The sequence below is a fragment of the Streptomyces sp. NPDC005303 genome, assembly GCF_040607335.1.
Lineage (GTDB): Bacteria > Actinomycetota > Actinomycetes > Streptomycetales > Streptomycetaceae > Streptomyces.
On record NZ_JBEXGM010000002.1, the window covers coordinates 188,390 to 204,335 of the forward strand.

The 15,946-nt window shown below is 71.3% G+C and carries 17 protein-coding genes and 1 tRNA gene; 8 read left to right on the forward strand and 10 right to left on the reverse strand.

The window, feature by feature from the left end; all coding sequences use genetic code 11:
* Positions 1-81: 81 nt before the first annotated feature.
* The 5 genes from ABZT93_RS04785 (at position 82) to ABZT93_RS04805 (ending at position 3,541) form a co-directional block, all read left to right on the forward strand.
* Positions 82-273 carry a hypothetical protein gene (locus tag ABZT93_RS04785; protein ID WP_356098917.1) on the forward strand — a complete coding sequence of 64 codons (192 nt, stop codon included), beginning with the start codon at positions 82-84 and terminating at the stop codon, positions 271-273.
* Positions 266-1,642 (forward strand): replication initiator protein RepSA, encoded by a 1,377-nt coding sequence (gene repSA, locus ABZT93_RS04790; protein WP_356098920.1) that lies wholly within the window; start codon positions 266-268, stop codon positions 1,640-1,642. Before ABZT93_RS04785 ends, repSA begins: the two co-directional genes overlap by 8 nt.
* 1 nt (position 1,643) lies before the next feature.
* On the forward strand, positions 1,644-1,841 hold the full coding sequence (locus ABZT93_RS04795) for a helix-turn-helix domain-containing protein (protein ID WP_351805131.1): 198 nt from the start codon (positions 1,644-1,646) through the stop codon (positions 1,839-1,841).
* Positions 1,841-3,103: a site-specific integrase gene (locus tag ABZT93_RS04800; RefSeq protein WP_356098924.1), complete on the forward strand. Its 1,263-nt coding sequence runs from the start codon at positions 1,841-1,843 to the stop codon at positions 3,101-3,103. The genes ABZT93_RS04795 and ABZT93_RS04800 overlap by 1 nt, the downstream gene beginning before the upstream one ends.
* Positions 3,104-3,244: 141 nt before the next feature.
* Complete coding sequence (locus ABZT93_RS04805; protein ID WP_356098927.1) at positions 3,245-3,541, forward strand: DUF4236 domain-containing protein; 297 nt, start codon at positions 3,245-3,247, stop codon at positions 3,539-3,541.
* Here ABZT93_RS04805 and ABZT93_RS04810 read toward each other — a convergent pair.
* The 6 genes from ABZT93_RS04810 to ABZT93_RS04835 form a co-directional block, all read right to left on the reverse strand.
* A complete protein-coding gene (locus tag ABZT93_RS04810) occupies positions 3,464-4,036 on the reverse strand; it encodes a dihydrofolate reductase family protein (RefSeq protein WP_356098929.1) in 573 nt (190 codons plus the stop codon). The two genes, ABZT93_RS04805 and ABZT93_RS04810, sit on opposite strands and share 78 nt — an antisense overlap.
* Positions 4,037-4,453: 417 nt before the next feature.
* Positions 4,454-4,816: a hypothetical protein gene (locus ABZT93_RS04815; protein ID WP_356098930.1), complete on the reverse strand. Its 363-nt coding sequence runs from the start codon at positions 4,814-4,816 to the stop codon at positions 4,454-4,456.
* Positions 4,817-4,849: 33 nt separating this feature from the next.
* Positions 4,850-6,262, reverse strand: coding sequence for a Cys-Gln thioester bond-forming surface protein (locus ABZT93_RS04820; RefSeq protein WP_356098932.1), 1,413 nt, complete (start codon positions 6,260-6,262; stop codon positions 4,850-4,852).
* Positions 6,263-6,529: 267 nt separating this feature from the next.
* Complete coding sequence (locus ABZT93_RS04825) at positions 6,530-6,991, reverse strand: single-stranded DNA-binding protein (RefSeq protein ID WP_356098934.1); 462 nt, start codon at positions 6,989-6,991, stop codon at positions 6,530-6,532.
* A gap of 210 nt (positions 6,992-7,201) precedes the next feature.
* Positions 7,202-9,250, reverse strand: a complete 2,049-nt coding sequence (locus tag ABZT93_RS04830) for a YfjP family GTPase (RefSeq protein WP_356098936.1) — start codon at positions 9,248-9,250, stop codon at positions 7,202-7,204.
* 3 nt (positions 9,251-9,253) lie between these two features.
* Positions 9,254-10,861 (reverse strand): dynamin family protein, encoded by a 1,608-nt coding sequence (locus ABZT93_RS04835; protein WP_356098939.1) that lies wholly within the window; start codon positions 10,859-10,861, stop codon positions 9,254-9,256.
* Positions 10,862-11,183: 322 nt separating this feature from the next.
* Here ABZT93_RS04835 and ABZT93_RS04840 point away from each other — a divergent pair.
* The 3 genes from ABZT93_RS04840 to ABZT93_RS04850 all read left to right on the forward strand — a co-directional run bounded on the left by ABZT93_RS04840 (position 11,184) and on the right by ABZT93_RS04850 (position 13,070).
* Positions 11,184-11,256: transfer RNA gene (locus ABZT93_RS04840), tRNA-Arg, on the forward strand.
* 386 nt (positions 11,257-11,642) lie between these two features.
* Positions 11,643-12,602 carry a D-2-hydroxyacid dehydrogenase family protein gene (locus ABZT93_RS04845; RefSeq protein ID WP_356098942.1) on the forward strand — a complete coding sequence of 320 codons (960 nt, stop codon included), beginning with the start codon at positions 11,643-11,645 and terminating at the stop codon, positions 12,600-12,602.
* A 129-nt stretch (positions 12,603-12,731) separates the two neighbouring features.
* Positions 12,732-13,070, forward strand: a complete 339-nt coding sequence (locus ABZT93_RS04850) for a chaplin (RefSeq protein ID WP_356098946.1) — start codon at positions 12,732-12,734, stop codon at positions 13,068-13,070.
* 87 nt (positions 13,071-13,157) lie between these two features.
* Here the strand turns inward: ABZT93_RS04850 and ABZT93_RS04855 are convergent, their stop codons facing one another.
* The 4 genes from ABZT93_RS04855 to ABZT93_RS04870 form a co-directional block, all read right to left on the reverse strand.
* Complete coding sequence (locus ABZT93_RS04855) at positions 13,158-14,024, reverse strand: tyrosinase family protein (RefSeq protein ID WP_356098949.1); 867 nt, start codon at positions 14,022-14,024, stop codon at positions 13,158-13,160.
* Positions 14,008-14,487 carry a tyrosinase family oxidase copper chaperone gene (locus ABZT93_RS04860; protein ID WP_356098952.1) on the reverse strand — a complete coding sequence of 160 codons (480 nt, stop codon included), beginning with the start codon at positions 14,485-14,487 and terminating at the stop codon, positions 14,008-14,010. Before ABZT93_RS04860 ends, ABZT93_RS04855 begins: the two co-directional genes overlap by 17 nt.
* A 176-nt stretch (positions 14,488-14,663) precedes the next feature.
* Positions 14,664-15,179 carry a hypothetical protein gene (locus ABZT93_RS04865; RefSeq protein WP_356098954.1) on the reverse strand — a complete coding sequence of 172 codons (516 nt, stop codon included), beginning with the start codon at positions 15,177-15,179 and terminating at the stop codon, positions 14,664-14,666.
* Positions 15,180-15,367: 188 nt separating this feature from the next.
* Complete coding sequence (locus ABZT93_RS04870; RefSeq protein WP_356098957.1) at positions 15,368-15,868, reverse strand: DUF5949 family protein; 501 nt, start codon at positions 15,866-15,868, stop codon at positions 15,368-15,370.
* Positions 15,869-15,946: the final 78 nt, after the last annotated feature.

Sequence of the window (15,946 nt, forward strand, 5' to 3'; positions counted from 1 at the left end):
CGGGCGACCTCAACCGCCAAGTCTCCGCCGCCCGGGAGCCCTGCCCCTACCGAACCCGAAGATCCGGAAGGAACCCCCAGCATGACGCACCGCACCACACCCCCGCCCCGCATCTGCCCCAACTGCGACGGCTTCGCCTCCGCCGCCATCACCCTCGGCGGCCGCGACCCGCACGGTCGCCTGCGCACCATCACCGCACACTGCCCGGCCTGCCAGGGAACCGGCACCACTCACCGCCGCACCCGTCGCACGCGGGAGGGCGCCCGTGCCTGACCTGCTCCTCGACCCGGCCACCCTCGGCGACCTGCTGAGGGTGGCCTCGGCCGATGACTACGACCGCTGGAACGAGCAGATCCGCCGCACCGGCGGCTGCGCCGACCCGATCCACCTCACCGGCTGGACGATCGCCAAGGACAAGACGACCGGCGAGACCCTGCACCACTACTCCACCGAGAACGAGCCCGGCGGACGTCTCCGCGTCGCGTGCGGCAACCGCCGTGCCTCCCGCTGCCCGTCCTGCGCCTGGACGTACGCGGGCGACACCTACCACCTCATCCGCGCGGGCCTGGCCGGAGACGACCGCCGCGACATCCCGTCCACCGTCCGCGACCACCCCCGCGTCTTCGCCACCCTCACCGCCCCGTCTTTCGGCCCGGTCCACAACCGGCCCGACCACGGGGCCTGCCGCTGCGGCACCCACCACCCCTCCGACGACCGCACCCTCGGCACGGCCCTCGACCCGGCCACCTACGACTACGCGGGCGCCGTCCTCTTCAACAACCACGCAGGCAACCTGTGGCAGCGCTTCACGACTCGACTGCGCCGCGAGATCGCCGCCCGTGCCGGAATCACCCGTCGCGAGCTTCCCGACCATGCGCGCGTCTCGTACGGCAAGGTTGCCGAGTTCCAGAAGCGCGGTGCCCTCCACTTCCACGCCGTGATCCGCATCGACGGCCCCGAGGGACCCGGCACACCTCCCCCGGCCTGGGCCACCGTGCAGTTGCTCGACGACGCGATACACGCCGCCGCCTCACACTCCTACACCTCGGTCTCAGTCCCGGCCGCCGACGACCAGCCCGCCCGCACCTTCCGCTGGGGCACCCAACTCGACGTACGCCCCGTCAAGGCCTTCGGCGACGGCTCCGACATCACCGAACAGGCCGTCGCCTCCTACGTCGCCAAGTACGCCACCAAAGCAGCCGAGAACACCGGCACCCTCGACCGCCGCATCGGCGAACTCTCCGAACTCGACCGCCACCAGGTCCCCGACCACACCCGCCGCCTGATCGAAGCCTGCAAGCTGCTCGACCCCCTGTACCCCGACCGCCGTATCTGGGCCTGGGCACACATGCTCGGCTTCCGGGGCCACTTCAGCTCGAAGTCCCGCCGCTACTCGACCACCCTCGGCGAACTCCGCCAAGCCCGTGCCGACTTCCGCGCAGCCCAGGAACGCGAAGCCCTCGGCCTGGACGACCGCGAGCCGGACACCGTCCTCGTCCTCGCCGACTGGCAGTACGCCGGACACGGCCACACCCCCGGCGAATCTGCCCTCGCCGCCACCATCGCCCGCGACCTCCAGCACAACCGCGAAACCGCCCGCGAAGCCCTACGCGACCAATCCGCCGACGAGAGGGAGTGGTGACATGTCCTCCGAGCTGCCGAGCCGCTTCCTGACCCCCGACGACCTGGTCGACATGTTCGAGCTGCCCAGCGTCGAGACGGTCTACCAGTGGCGCCGCAAGCGCACCGGTCCCCGCGGCTTCCGCGTTGGCCGGCACCTGCGCTTCGACCCGAACGACGTGCGGGCCTGGGTCGACTCCCAGCTTGGGGAGGCTGCCTGATGGCCGGACACGTGCAAGACCGCTGGTTCCGGACCGAGGTCGGACCGGACGGCAAGACCCGCAGAGTCAAGACCGATCGTCACGGCCTGGGCATGCGCTACCGAGCGCGGTACGTCTCCCCCGACGGCACCGAGAAGTCGAAGAGCTTCCCCGACAAGCAGAAGCGCTTGGCCGACACGTGGCTGACCAACATCGAAGCCGACATGGCGCGCGGTCAGTACATGGACCCGAAGGCTGGTCGCGTCACCTTCCGCGAGTACGCGGAACGCTGGATCGGCGCCCTCACGATCGACCTCACGAGCCGGGCCGCCGTGGAAGGCAGGTTGCGCCTTCACGCTCTGCCGTACCTGGGCGCCCGTCCCATCGGCTCCTTCCAGCCCGAGCACATCCGCGACTGGAACCGGCAGCTCGAAGACTCCGTGGCGTCTGCCCAGTACCGGCGCCTCATCTTCGACGCCGTTTCCTCCGTACTGAACGCGGCCGTAGATGACCGCCTGTTGGCCTCGAATCCTTGCCGAGCCCGATCGGTCAAGGCACCCCGGCCCGCGCCGACTCGCGTGCATCCGTGGACTGCTGAGCAGGTGTTCGGCGTACGGGCTGGCCTGCCCGACCGCTACAGGGCCATGGTCGACGTAGGGGCCGGATGCGGTCTGCGACAGGGCGAGATCTTCGGACTCGCCGTCGACAACATCGGGGATCTCGGCTGGCTCTACGTCCGCCAGCAGGTCAAGAAGGTTCGCGGCACGCTCGTCTTCGCCCCGCCCAAGCGCGGCAAGCTCCGTGACGTGCCCCTCGACTCCGAGGTGTCGGCCGCGCTGCAGGAGCACATGAAGCACTTTCCGCCGGTCGACGTGACCTTGCCTTGGCTCACTCCGACCGGCCCGAAGGTGACACACCGCCTCGTCTTCACGAGTGGCATTCGCGCCGCCATCTGGAGCCAGGGTTTCAACGACCAGGCATGGAAGCCCGCGTTGGCATCCGCCGGCATCATCACCGCCCCGGAGAAGGGGCAACGGTACGCGGCAGCACGCGAGCACGGGATGCACGCGCTCCGGCACTTCTACGCGTCGGTCCTCCTGGACGCCGGGGAGAACATCAAGGCGCTGAGTCTCTACCTCGGTCACAGCGACCCGGGGTTCACGCTCCGCGTCTACACGCACCTCATGCCGTCCAGCGAGACCCGGACCCGGAAAGCCATCTCCGCGATGTACCGGGACGCCGGTCACGCTCACGACGGCCCAGAGACGGCCCAGGCTGCCTGACACGGCCCCTCATCGGCGAGAAAAGCGCTGGTGAGGGGCCTTTTCATGCCCTCTCGCGGCAAGTAACACCCCATCTTGCCTGAGGTCCACCCTCGGGTGGTAACCCGTTTGGTCGGGGGGCTGTGACCTGGGGCTTCGCCGATGACCGCTGTAGATCGACTGTCTTCGTTCAAGATTGCGCCTGGCGTCCGCATCCGGCTCGGCAGTAAGCCGAGCAGCCTGAGCGTCGGAGGCTGGGCCGGCCGAGTCACCCTCAACAGCCGCGGCCGCCGTACGACGACGTCGCGCCTCGCTCCCGGCGTCTCTACTCCTCCTCGAAGGGGACCCGTCCGAAGCCGAGTCGCACTGAAGTCCGCGCGCTCAGCGACGGACGCGGTAGCGGATGTGGGTGGCCTGCGGAGTGTCGATCACCTGGACGATCTCCAACTCGATCTCTGACGGCAACACGTCGAACAGGCGACGGCCACGCCCGAGAAGCACCGGGATCTGATGGATCTGCACCTCATCCAGCACCCCGGCCTCGAGCGCCCGCTGCGCCGTGTACGCGCCACGCACCTGCACAGCCTTGCCTCCGGCTGCGGCCTTGGCCTGTGCCATCGCGCTCTCGATCCCATCGGTCACGTACGTCACCAGTGGATAGCCCCAGCGGGCGGCCGGGCCGGGCGGGCGGTGGCTGGGCACAAAGATCGGGAGACCGCCATGATCACCACCCCAGTGATCCATGAGCTCGGCAGTCCGCCGTCCCGCGAGCACCGCACCGGCCGCATTCCATTCGTCCTGGAATTGCGCAGCCGGCCCGGACGGCTGGCCGGTCTCCCCATCAGGGTCGGCCCACTTGTGCAGCCGCTCGCCGTCATCGCCGCCGAGGAAATCGTCGGTGTCGGCGATGTACCCGTCGAGTGACACCGACATGTCGAGCACTGATCTAGACACTTCGACCTCCTGTGGTCTTCCTCCAGACTGGTTTCACTGCGTGTAGACCCGGCGTGGCGGCATTACTCATCGGTCTGCCAGACGATCTTCACCACAGGCACCCGCCCGCGACCAGCCAAGGAGACGACCACCCACCGAGACCAGCCCCGATGACCAGCCGTTTTCAAGATGCACATCGCTCACTGCGGCTAGCGCGCCCGTGGCTTCCACTGACAGAGCCCCGCTCGGTCCACTCATCGCACCGCGTCGGAACATCGCAAGGTTGGCTAGCGGCCGACGACCGTGGTGTCGTCGTGCACCGGAACGAGCTCGACGACGTCCGCATCAGCTTGGTGCTGAGGCTCACTACGTTCTCCGCTGCCCGGGATCCTCGGTTCGTAGAAGCCCCCGCGCTGGCCTCCCGACCGGCACGTCGGATCAGTCGCCCGTCCCGCGCACAGCCAGCAACACAGCTGCTCCTACGGCCACCGCTCCCGCCGCCCCCGCGGACCGCATCAGCCCGTGGGACGTGCGCCACGACAGCACCGACCACTTCGACTGCGCCGACAGCAGCGAACCGGTGCTCAGCCACGAGCCCGCCGAGATCAGCGACAGGGCCGAACCGATCGAGCCCACGGACAGGGCACTGCCGATCGAGCCGACCGAGAGGGCCGAGCCCACGGAACCGATGGACAGCACCGACCCCACCGAGCCGATCGACAGCACCGAGTCCTGCGACCACAGGGACAGCACCGAGTCCGAGGAGGTGTGACGCGCCGGCGATGCGGATGGCTTGGTCATGACGCCATTGTGCCCGTCACCGACGCGCCGCGGTCAGTCCTGTGCCCGGTTCTGCTTCCTGCCGGTGAGGACCAGGGCCGCGCCCCCGATGACGACCAGGGCGATGGCGGTACCGGCGATGAGCGGGGTGGTGGCGGAGCCGCCGGTCTCGGCGAGGTTGACGTCGGTGGTGGGGACGGCCACGGTGGCGGGGCTGGGCTCGCTGAGGGTCTGGGTCGTGGCGCCCGCCTCGCTGCTGCGGGTGCGGCAGTCGAGGACGCCGGTGAAGCGCTCGGCAAGACCGTCGGGACCCGTGATCGTGAAGTCGTAGGCCTGGTCCTCCTGGAGCGGGACCGTCACCGTGCGGGACTCGCCCGCCGCGATGGCGTACTCCGTGCCCATCAGCTCGAACGTGAACTCCTCGTCACCCTGGTTGACCGCCGTGATGTCCAGGCCGCCATCGGTGCAGTTCCGCGCCGCGGAGAGGGCCGGTACCGCCCCCTGCTTCGCCCAGGTCGCGCTCGCCGTGGCCGAGACCGTCGACTCGCTGGAGCCGGCGAGGATCTGGGTCTGGCTGCGGCTCTCGGAGGCGAACGCACGCCCCACCGGCACGGTGGTCGAGGCCTGCACGGTGAGGTCGGCCGAACCCGCCGTCGCGTCCTCGGGGACGTCGAAGTAGAGCTCGCTGCCGTTGCTCACCGAGGTCACCGGTCTGCCGTCCTTGCCGACGATCCGCACGCCGGTCGTGGCCGCGTCCGCCGGTGGGGTGACCGTGGCGCCGGTCGCGTTGGTGTGCACCGTCACCGGGCCGAGCAGTTCGCCGGGGTGGCCGGAGACCGCGGGCGGGTCGAGCGTCAGCGACGCCGTCGGCTCCCCGACGTCACGGGCGCTCTTCTCCAGGTAGTCCGCGAGCTTCTCGGCCTGCGGGTCGGCGGCGTCGACGTCCGCGGCGTCCGAGTAGCGCCAGATCGCCACCTGGGTGCCCGCCGCCGCGTCCTGCTCGGTCAGCCCCGCGGTGACGCCGGCCCTGGCGGCGAGCGCCGCGAGATCGTTGACCTGGGGATAGGAGTTCTCCAGGATCCAACGGATCTTGCCCGCACCCTTGTTGGCGCCCAGCGAGGTGCCACTCCAGTCGGTCTCGTGGTACTTGGCGTCCTTCTGCGTGGGGTTGTAGAGATCGACGCAGTACGTCTGGAGGGTTCCGCCTCCCTCGACGGACATCTCGAACAGCCCGGCCGGCACCTGGAGATCGCCGTCGGAGTCGTGGATCACCGCGTCACCGTAGGTCTTCAGGCCTCCTATGGTGGCGGTCGCCCCTCTCTGGTTCTGCGCCGTCTCGTCCGCTGACGCCGTGCCGGCGACAGCCACCGTCGCACCCGCGGCGAGCAGGCCGGAGACGAACGTGACGGCCGCGAGGCGAGCCGCCCCCCGTCCGCGCACGGACAGCGCAGAGAACGCAGAAAACACGGAATTCCCCTTCGAACAGGACCCGTTGACGAGCGGGGTGGCGGTCCCACCAGCAGAATCAGTAACCCCGGGAGCTGTGTTCGGCATCCTAGGGACGCGGCCGCCCCCCTCTTCCCGAGGATGCGGTCGGAAGATCGATCCGACTCGGAATCGTTATCGCCAAGGCCTTTCACCCGCATGGCTTATCGACAAATCGACCGGAGGCATCCGGAACGCATTCGCCGATAAGCCGTACTTCGGTCACAGCCCTTGCACCTTCGGCTGACGTCACGTCACCGCGACGGCCTCCTGTCGGTCCGCGGCCTCACCCGGCGGTGTCTCCCAGACCGGTTCCGGCTGGGCGGACGACCCGGCGGCGGTGTTGTCCGGCCGCTGTGTGCGCCGGAAGGCCGAGGTGCCGCGCGCGAGGTCGTGGCCGATCGCCACCGCGTCGATGTCGGCCGAGGTCCAGGCCGGCTGCCCCTCACGCACCTCCGAACGCACCTTCAACCGGCCCTGGACGACCACGGGATCACCCACGTTGATCGACCCCGCCACGTTCGTGGCGAGCTGGCGGTTGGCCCATACCGTGAAGAAGTTGGTGTGCCCGTCCGTCCATTCGTTCTTCTCACGGTCCAGATAGCGCGCCGTCGCCGCCAGCCGGAACCGCACCGACGCCCCCGTCGCCAGCTCCCGGTACACCGGCTGCGTCGCCACATTGCCCACCGCGCAGATCATGGTCTCGTTCATCGCTGGGAACCCCTCCCGGACATGCGTACGGGCCCGTCCCGTACGGCTGCTGCAGTCTGCGTGCCGACCGCGTCACCGCGATCGCCGCGAAGCCAGACTGCCTCCGCCGGGCCGAGCCCGCTGCGCCCTGTGGACCGTCCCCGGGTTGTGGAGAACTCCGCCACCCGAACGAGGGATCTGGTCCACAGGACCGCCCCGTCCTTCCCGGTGTCACACTCCGACGACCCTGCCGTACTGCTCCCGGACCTCCCGGTAGCGCAGCAGCTCCGCCGCCACCGGATCCAGCACCCGCGCCCGCCCGCACCCGGACGCCGCCTCCCGCAGCCGCCGCTCCGCCTCCACGCCGTACCGTCGCGCGGGGCCTCGCGCGGCCATCCGGCAGCTCCACTCCACGAGTGGGCCGCCGATGATGCCGGCCACCATCAGCAGCACCGGAACCCCGAGGTTCGGCGCCATGACCCCGACGATCTGGCCCACCAGCCAGAGACCGCCGACGATTTGAAGGAGCGTCATGGACGCCTGCGCCAGCACGGCCACCGGCCACCAGCCGGGGCGCGGTGGACGCCCCGGTGGCAGCCCGGCCCGGGCCGTCAGCTCGTCCAGCGCCTCGGGCAGCCCCTGGGAGCCGCGTACGGCCGCCTCACGCACCGCCTGCGCCCACGGCGCGGGCAGTCCCGCCGAGGCCCGGTCGGCGAGCGTCCGTACGGCCTGCTCGACACGCTGGCGCGCGGTCGCCTCCTCGTCGGGATGGGCGCGCAACGGCATCCGCCCCGTGGGAGGTTCGCGCCGGTCCTGGAACCAGCGCCACAGCCGCAGCCAGGGCGTCCCGCACGCGCGATTGGCGTTGCGCAGCCAGGCGCGTTCGGCCGCCTCGCCCGCCGCGGTGGCGCCGACCGCGTCCGCGAGCCGGGCGGCGAAGTCGTCGCGCGCCTCCTCGCTCAGCCCGGTGCGCCGGCCCGTCGCGTAGACCGGCCGCAGCCGCCATGCCGCCGCGTCCACGTCGGCCGCGATGCGCCGCGCGGGAGCCCCGCGCTCCGCCACGAACTGACCGAGTGCCTCCCGCAGTTCACCGACGCCGTCCCCGGTGAGCGCCGACAGCGCGAGTACGGTCGCGCCGGGTTCGCCGTACTCCCCGAGGACGATCCCGTCCTCGTCCAGCAGCCGCCGCAGATCGTCGAGGACCTGCTCGGCGGCCTCCCCGGGCAGCCGGTCGACCTGGTTGAGGACGACGAACATGACCTCCGCGTGGCCCGCCATGGGCCGCAGATAGCGCTCGTGCAGGATCGCGTCGGCGTACTTCTCGGGGTCGACGACCCAGATGACGGCGTCGACGAGCGCCAGAATCCGGTCCACGTGCTCGCGGTGCTGAACGGCGGCCGAGTCGTGGTCCGGCAGGTCGACCAGGACGAGCCCGCGCAACTGGGCCTCCGACTCGGCGCTCTGCAGCGGGCGTCGCCGCAACCGGGGCGGGATGCCGAGCCGTTCGATGAGGCTGGCCGAACCGTCGCTCCAGCTGCACGCGATGGGCGCGGCCGTGGTGGGCCGGCGTACCCCGGTCTCCGAGATGGCGACTCCGGCGAGGGAGTTGAACAGTTGCGACTTGCCGCTGCCCGTCGCGCCGGCGATGGCGACGACGGTGTGGTCTCCGGAGAGCCTGCGCCGGGCGGCCGCCTCGTCCAGGACCTGGCCGGCCTCGGCGAGCGTCCGGCTGTCGAGCCGGGCCCGCGAGAGCCCTACGAGTTCCCGCAGCGCGTCCAGACGGGAGTGCAGGGGGGCGTCGTACGCGAGCGGGGCGGCGGGCGGGACGTTGGTCCCACGGACCTCCACGACGGCGGCCTGCTCGGTCTCGGCGGTGACCCTGCGTGCGATGAGCCCGTCGTCCCAGGCGCTCGCGCCGTCGGCGTCGAGGTCGACGTCGGCCGACCCCCCAGAGGTCTCCATGGCCTTTCCGCGCCGGTGACCGGGTTCCTTTCCGCGCGGGTGACCGGGCTCCTTTCCGCGCGGGTGACCGGCGTCCTCCCCGCGCGCGTGCCCCTGGCCCGCACCCGCCCGCGCGGGACCGGAGGCCGCCTGCCTCCGTGCCCGCCCGCCGTCCGCGGGCCGGCCCCCGCCCTCAGCGCTCTCCACGCGTGCGTGCTCGTCCTTCCCGACCGGGTCCACTGCGCCCCCCGACGCCGGTTCCTCGACCGCCCCTTCCTCGTTCTCCGAACCGGCGTCCCCGGCCTGCTCCGTGTGGTCCTGATCCGTGACGGCGGTCATCGGTCACCTCTCCTTCTGCAGTACGGACAGCGCGGCGATGAGTTCGGCCTGGGGTTCGGGGTGTACCTCGAGCGCGTCGAGCGGGGCGAGCCGGCGCTCGCGTTCGGCGTGCACGACCCTGTCGAGGTGCTCGGCGAGCAGCCGTCCGCCCCGGTCGCGCAGCCGCAGGGCCCCGTGGGCGCCGATCCGCTCGGCGAGCCCTTCGCCCGCGACCCGCGCCCGGCGTCCGCCGAGCAGCACGGTGGCGACGAGCGCGGCGACCGTCTCCGGGTCGGGTGCGACCCCCCGGTCGAGGTCGCGGATCTCCTCCTCGGCGTACTCCTCCAGCTCGCGCCGCCAGCGCCGTACGGCCATCCCGATCCGGTGTTCGACACTCTCGGGGGTCGGCTCGCGGTCCGTCAGTTCCGGTGCGGCGGCGGCCGGTTCGCGCCGCCAGGCCTCGTGGACGCGCTCGTCGGCGGCGGTGACCGCGCACAGCAGGAGGGCGCCCAGGCTCTCCACCAGGGCGTCCAGGAGTTCCGCGGCGGTGCAGTCGAGGGGGAAGGCCCGCCAGCGCTTGAGGGCGTCACCTGCGAGCACGGCACCGGCCTGGAGTCGCCCCCGCACGCGCGCGTACTCGTTGTCGTACGCCCCCTCCACGGCGGTGGTGAGCCGCAGCGCGGCCGCGTACTGGGCGGCGGCCGCGGCCGCCAGCTCGGGCATCCGGGACCTGAGGGAGGCGAGGACACCGTGGGCCGTACGGGCGACGGTGTGCTGCCGGGCGGCGGGGTCCTGCACCTGGTGGACGAGCCAGGTCCGCAGTGAGGCCACGGCGGTGGCCGGGAGCAGGCCGCCGCCCCAGGCCGACTCGGGCAGCTCCGGCACCGTGAACCGGGGCACCTCGCCGAGGCCCGCCTTGGTGAGCAGGGCGCCGTACTGCCGCGAGACCTCGGAGACGACCTGGTGCGGCACCCGGTCGAGGACGGTCACGAGCGTGGCGTCGTACTCCTTGGCGGTGCGCAGGAGATGCCAGGGAACGGCGTCGGCGTAGCGGGCGGCCGTGGTGACCATGATCCAGATGTCGGCGGCGCAGATCAGTTCGGCGGCGAGGACGCGGTTGTCGGCGACCAGGGAGTCGACGTCGGGTGCGTCGAGGAGGGCGAGGCCCGGTGGAAGGGTGTCGGCGGTCTCGATGCGCAGCACGCGCGCGGGGTTCTCGCCGGGCAGCAGGAGTTCGTCCCCCGGCTCCTGGTGGGGCACCCACACGCGGGTGAGGTCGGGCAATACACGCATTCCGCTGAACCAGTGGTGGTCCTCCGGATGGCAGACCAGCACCGGTGTCCGCGTGGTCGGCCGCAGCACGCCCGCCTCGCTCACCCGCCGTCCCACAAGGGAGTTGACGAGGGTCGACTTGCCGGCCCCGGTGGAACCGCCCACCACGGCCAGCAGCGGCGCTTCGGGGTCCCTCAACCGGGGCACCAGATAGTCGTCGAGCTGTGCGAGCAGTTCGTCGCGGTTGGCACGCGCGCGTGCGGCCCCCGCCAGGGGCAGCGGGAAGCGTGCGGCGGCGACACGGTCGCGCAGGGCGGAGAGTGCGTCGAGCAGCTGAGGCCGTACGTCCAAGGTCACCACATGTGAAGAATGCCCAATTTTGGGGGAATTCTGAAGCATATGACCATGTCTGCGCGCCGACCGGACACAAGGGGCGGAAGGGATGACTGGGACGCAGGCACAGTCCAGGCATAACGAGTGCACAACACCCAGTGCATGAGGCGCCAAAAGCGATGCACGATTCGTACCTGCCTGCGATTATCAGGACCGCTTCACTGAACCTCCACATCGAGCCACGGAGGCGAAGCAACAGGGACAAGGTCGTGGGAGCCCTATCCTTGTCCCCGGCGACGTCACGGAACGGCCCACACCCGGGCACCCAAGACAGAGGCCACCACACCCGGCCCCCGTAGCTCAGTGGATAGAGCAGGCGCCTTCTAAGCGCTTGGCCGCAGGTTCGAGTCCTGCCGGGGGCGCAAGTCTCCGCTCTCCCCTCGGGAGGGCGTTTTTGCTGCTCAGAACGGGCATCGCTCGGCATGACAGAGCCCCGGGCGCGCCCCTGGCCCTGTCGAATACATGTCGAGGTTCTTTGGCCGAAGATCACCCACCGTCGGGCCCACGGCTACCGTCCTCGCCGAGGCCGACCTCACCCCGGCCGACCGTTGGAGCCCTCGCCCGAAGACCGTTGGCGGCCTCGCCCGAGGACCGTTGGAGCCCTCGCCCGAAGACCGTTGGCGGCCTCGCCCGAGGTCCGTTGGTGCTCTCGCCCGAAGTCCGCAGGCGGGCTTCGCCCGGAAGGGGCCGGCCATCCCCCCGTAGAGTCGGCCTCGTTGACGGTGGTGAGGAACCGAAGGGGCCCGACGTGCGGCTGCGCTGTGCTGTGCTGGACGACTTTCAGAACGTGGCGACCGAACTCGCCGACTGGTCACCGCTGGCCGACGAGGTCGAAGTCGTCACCTACGACACCCACTTCCCCGACGAGGACGCCCTCGCCGCGGCCCTGGCCGACGCCGACATCGTGGTGACCCTGCGCGAACGCGTCGCCTTCCCCGGATCGTTGATCGCCCGCCTCCCCCGGCTGAAGCTGATCGTCGCCTCCGGCATGCGCAACACCGTCATCGACTACGCCGCCGCCGAGACACACGGCGTCACCGTGTGCGGTACGGCGAGTTCCTCCACCCCGCCCGTCGAGCTGACCTGGGCGCTGTTGCTCGGCCTCGCCCGGGGGATCGTCGAGGAGAGCGGGGCCCTGCGCGACAACGGCCCCTGGCAGCGGACGGTCGGTGCCGACCTGCACGGCCGCCGGCTCGGGCTGCTCGGCCTGGGGAAGATCGGCAGCCGGGTGGCACGGGTCGGCCTCGCCTTCGGCATGGAGGTCAGCGCCTGGAGCCAGAACCTCACCAAGGACCGCGCCGACGAGGTGGGCGTCGAAGCGGCCGCCTCCTTGCACGACCTCCTCGCCGCCAGCGACTTCGTCTCCGTCCATCTGGCCCTCGGCGACCGTACCCGCGGTCTGCTCGGCCCGGCCGAACTCGACCTGCTCAAGCCGACCGCCTACCTGATCAACACCTCGCGCGCCGCCATCGTCGATCAGGACGCCCTCCTCGCGGCCCTGCGCGAGGGCCGCATCGCCGGTGCGGGCGTCGACGTCTTCGACACCGAGCCCCTGCCCGCCGACCATCCGTTCCGCACGGCCCCCCGCCTGCTCGCCACACCCCACCTCGGCTATGTCTCGCGCGCCAACTACACGACGTACTACGGCCAGGCGATCGAGGACATCCGGGCCTTCCTCTCGGGTTCTCCGGTACGGCGACTGCCCTGAGGTCCCCCGTCACTCTTCAAAACGGGTGATCTGCGCCGGGGCGCCGTTACCAGCCGTGGGGGGCGGCGTTGAAGGGGGAGTGCGACGGCGCGTCCTGTCGTCGTACTCCACGAACCAAAGGAGAACGTGATGTCTCGCATCGTGAAGGCAGCCGGAGTCGTCCTCGGCACCGGTGCCGTGATGATCAGCGGCGCCGGCCTGGCCATGGCGGACGCGGACGCCACCGCCGCAGCCGTCCACTCGCCCGGCGTCCTGTCGGGCAACGTCATCCAGGTCCCGATCCACATCCCGGTCAACGTGTGCGGCAACACCGTCAACGTGATCGGCCTGCTGAACCCGGCGTTCGGCAACCACTGCGAGAACAACAGTGGCGACCACAAGGACAAGAAGGGCGACGACGGCAAGAACGGCGCTCACAAGGAGCACCGCGCCGGTGGCAAGAAGGGCCACGGGGGCTACGGCGGCTGATCGCCCGTACCCACTCCAGAGCCCCGGCACTTTCCAGCGCCGGGGCTCTTGTGTGTCCGCGCCCGCGGTTCCGTGCCGCCGTACGGCCTACGCGTACCGGTAGATCCTGCCGTGGTCCTCCAACTCGTCCGGGGTCATGTCCCACGGCGGGAGCTTCTCGTGGCGGGCGACGATGCGGCCGCGCTGGGCGCTGCCCGGGCCGGGCGGTCTCGCGGGCAGATAGCGGTGGTCACGGTGCCGGTGCTGCCAGCGCGACCAGCACAGGTCGACGAAGGCGTGGTGCAGCCAGAACACCGGGTCATTGACGGAGGCGCCGCTCACCATCACCCCGCCGACCCAGCGGTGCACCCGGTTGTGGTTGCGCCAGGCGGCCGGACCCTGGCCCTTCCCCCACCCCTCCAACTTGTTGCGGAACCCCTTGGTGGACGTCGAGTCCCAGGGGGAGGTGTCGTAGACGGGGTCCCGCAGGGCCCACTCCAGGTCGCTCCGCGTCGGCAGCTCGATCGGATCGGCGGGCCGTCCGAGGTCCCGGGTGAGGTAGTCCTCGTCGGTGATGCGCTCCTTGAGCGTCCAGTTGCCGGTCGCGTGGGCGAACGGCCCGGTCGTCACCTGCCGGTCCGGGAGCCGACCGGTGCCGCCGAGCAGATCGTCCGTCCAGGGCGCCGCCCCCGTCGTGCGGTCGCGGGTCCAGTCCCAGTACGGCACGGTCACCGAGGAGTCGACGCGGCGCAGGGCCCGCTCCAGCTCCAGCAGGAAGCGACGGTGCCAGGGCAGGAAGGACGGCGACATGTGCGCCGTACGCAGGCCGTCCTCGCCGTCCGAGACGTAGAAGTCGATGTGCATCCGTACGAACTCGTCGTACTCGCCGCGTCGTTTCAGCTCCAGCATCGCCTGCACGAACCGCCGCTTCTCGGTCGCGGTCAGTGTGCTGACGTCCTTACGCGTGTACGCCACCGTGTCCCCCCATGTCCGTCCCGTCGTTCCCCGGCTCCCGCAACTGCCGCCCGGGCCCCAGTTCGTCGACGGCCGCCCGGGCGGCGTCCAGCGCGGTGGCGTACGACCGGTAGTGGTCGACCATGCTCAGCCAGGTGCCGTCGGCGCGGCGCATCAGGTGCAGCGGCCGTCCGTCCACGGTGACGTGCCACTGCCCGCCGCCGGGAGCCCCGCCGACGGCGGTGCGGACGCCGCGGATCAGGCGGCCGCGGTACGTCTCGTCGAAGACGAGGTGGGCGGCCGGTTCGGTCGCACGCGGCACCCGCGAGGCGATGACGACCGGGGTGAGCGCGACCGCGACGGCGGCCGGGCCGAAGATCCCGAGCAGCAGGTCGCGCCTGCTCCGGCGGACGGGCGCGCCGCTCTCCGGGCTCGCCCGGGAGGGATCGGCGCCCACCGGTGTTCGGCCGACGCTCATGACCATCGTGTGCTCCTCGTCTCGTACGCGAAAGGGGTCGGTTTCCGTTGTCCGTACCGGTAACCGCCCGACGGCCCGCGCGGTCACCGTCCGAGGGCCCAAGGGGTGAACTTCCGTGCCGGAACGCCGACGGGGCCCGGGCCGTGTCACGGTCCGGGCCCCGTCTGAGGGGTCGAGGCGCTCTACAGGCCGGGGCCCGCGGTCAGGTCGGCGCCCGGCGCAGCCTGCACCGATGGCAGCAGGACGCCCGCCTCCGGGAGCTTCGGCTGCGGCAGTTCGCCGCTACCGGGCTTCGGAGCGGTCAGCGGGGCGTCCAGGGCCAGGCCCGGTGTCAGCGTCCGCGCGTCGGCGGCGGGCGCGTCGAGGCCGAGGTGGTCGAAGTCGTCGTCGAGGAGGTGCGGCACCGGCGCGGTCAGGTCGGCGCCGGGCAGCCCGCCGTTGATCGGCACCGGCGGAATCGTCCGCTCCGGCATGAGTCGGCCCTCGACGAACTTCGGTGCCTCGGGGGCCCCCGGCGTCGCCAGCGGAATCTTCCCGCCGACCTCGGGCAGCTCCGTGTGGAGGGCACGCTCGGCGCCCTCCAGCGGCACGGGTACGGGTACCGTGGCCACCGCCGCGGCGGGGGACGCGGCAGCCCCTACCGCGGCCGCGACGCCCGTGATGACGGCGGCAAGGGTTCCTAGGGTGGTCGACCTCATGGCAGATACGGTCCCTTTCAGGTTTCGGCGGGCTCAACGTCCGTACCGGTAACGACCCTAGTGGGGTGACCAGCGCGAGATTCCCCCGGTTGCCGCAGTAGTACGACGTACGGCAGTCGGCTCGTCCCGGATGCCGGCGATCCCGACGGGCTCTCGGGCCGCCCCCGACCGGCTCTCGGCCCGCCGTGTCAGGAGCGCAGGCTGCGCGCCGGCAGGACGATGTGGGCGGCGGCCTTCAGCGTCTCGTCGGCACTCGCGAACGCGGCCAGTTCGTCCCAGGTGACGGCGGCCCGGCCCTCGGCCCTGGGCCAGGGGCGGGTGGTGAACACGAAGTAGGCGTAGCCGCGCTCGGCGACCGCCGCGAGCCATTGCGGCCCTACCTGGCACCGGACGTTCAGCCGCGGCATGGTGACGACGGCGTGCCCGGCCACCACGAGCATGGTGATCGGCAGGCTCGGCCTGACGTTCCCGTCGACGAGGTCACCGCCGACGGTCAGGCCGTTCTCGTTCAGCAGTCTCTCGACGGCGGCCGTCGCGGCCTCGGTGCCGTCGGGGGCGTCCCCGCGGGAATACGCGAGAAGGAAGGGCATGTCGTGGCCGTCGGGAGCCTCGCCGCTCCAGGCCGTCATCGCGAGAGTTCCGAGATCGGCGGTGCGCAGAAAGCGGGCTTCGCCGGAGGTTGTGGTCACCGCGCGACCGTATCCACGCGGCCGGACGTGGGGTGGCCGTTTCTCACTCGGCCGGGGGAGCGCTGATGCCGTCTCCAT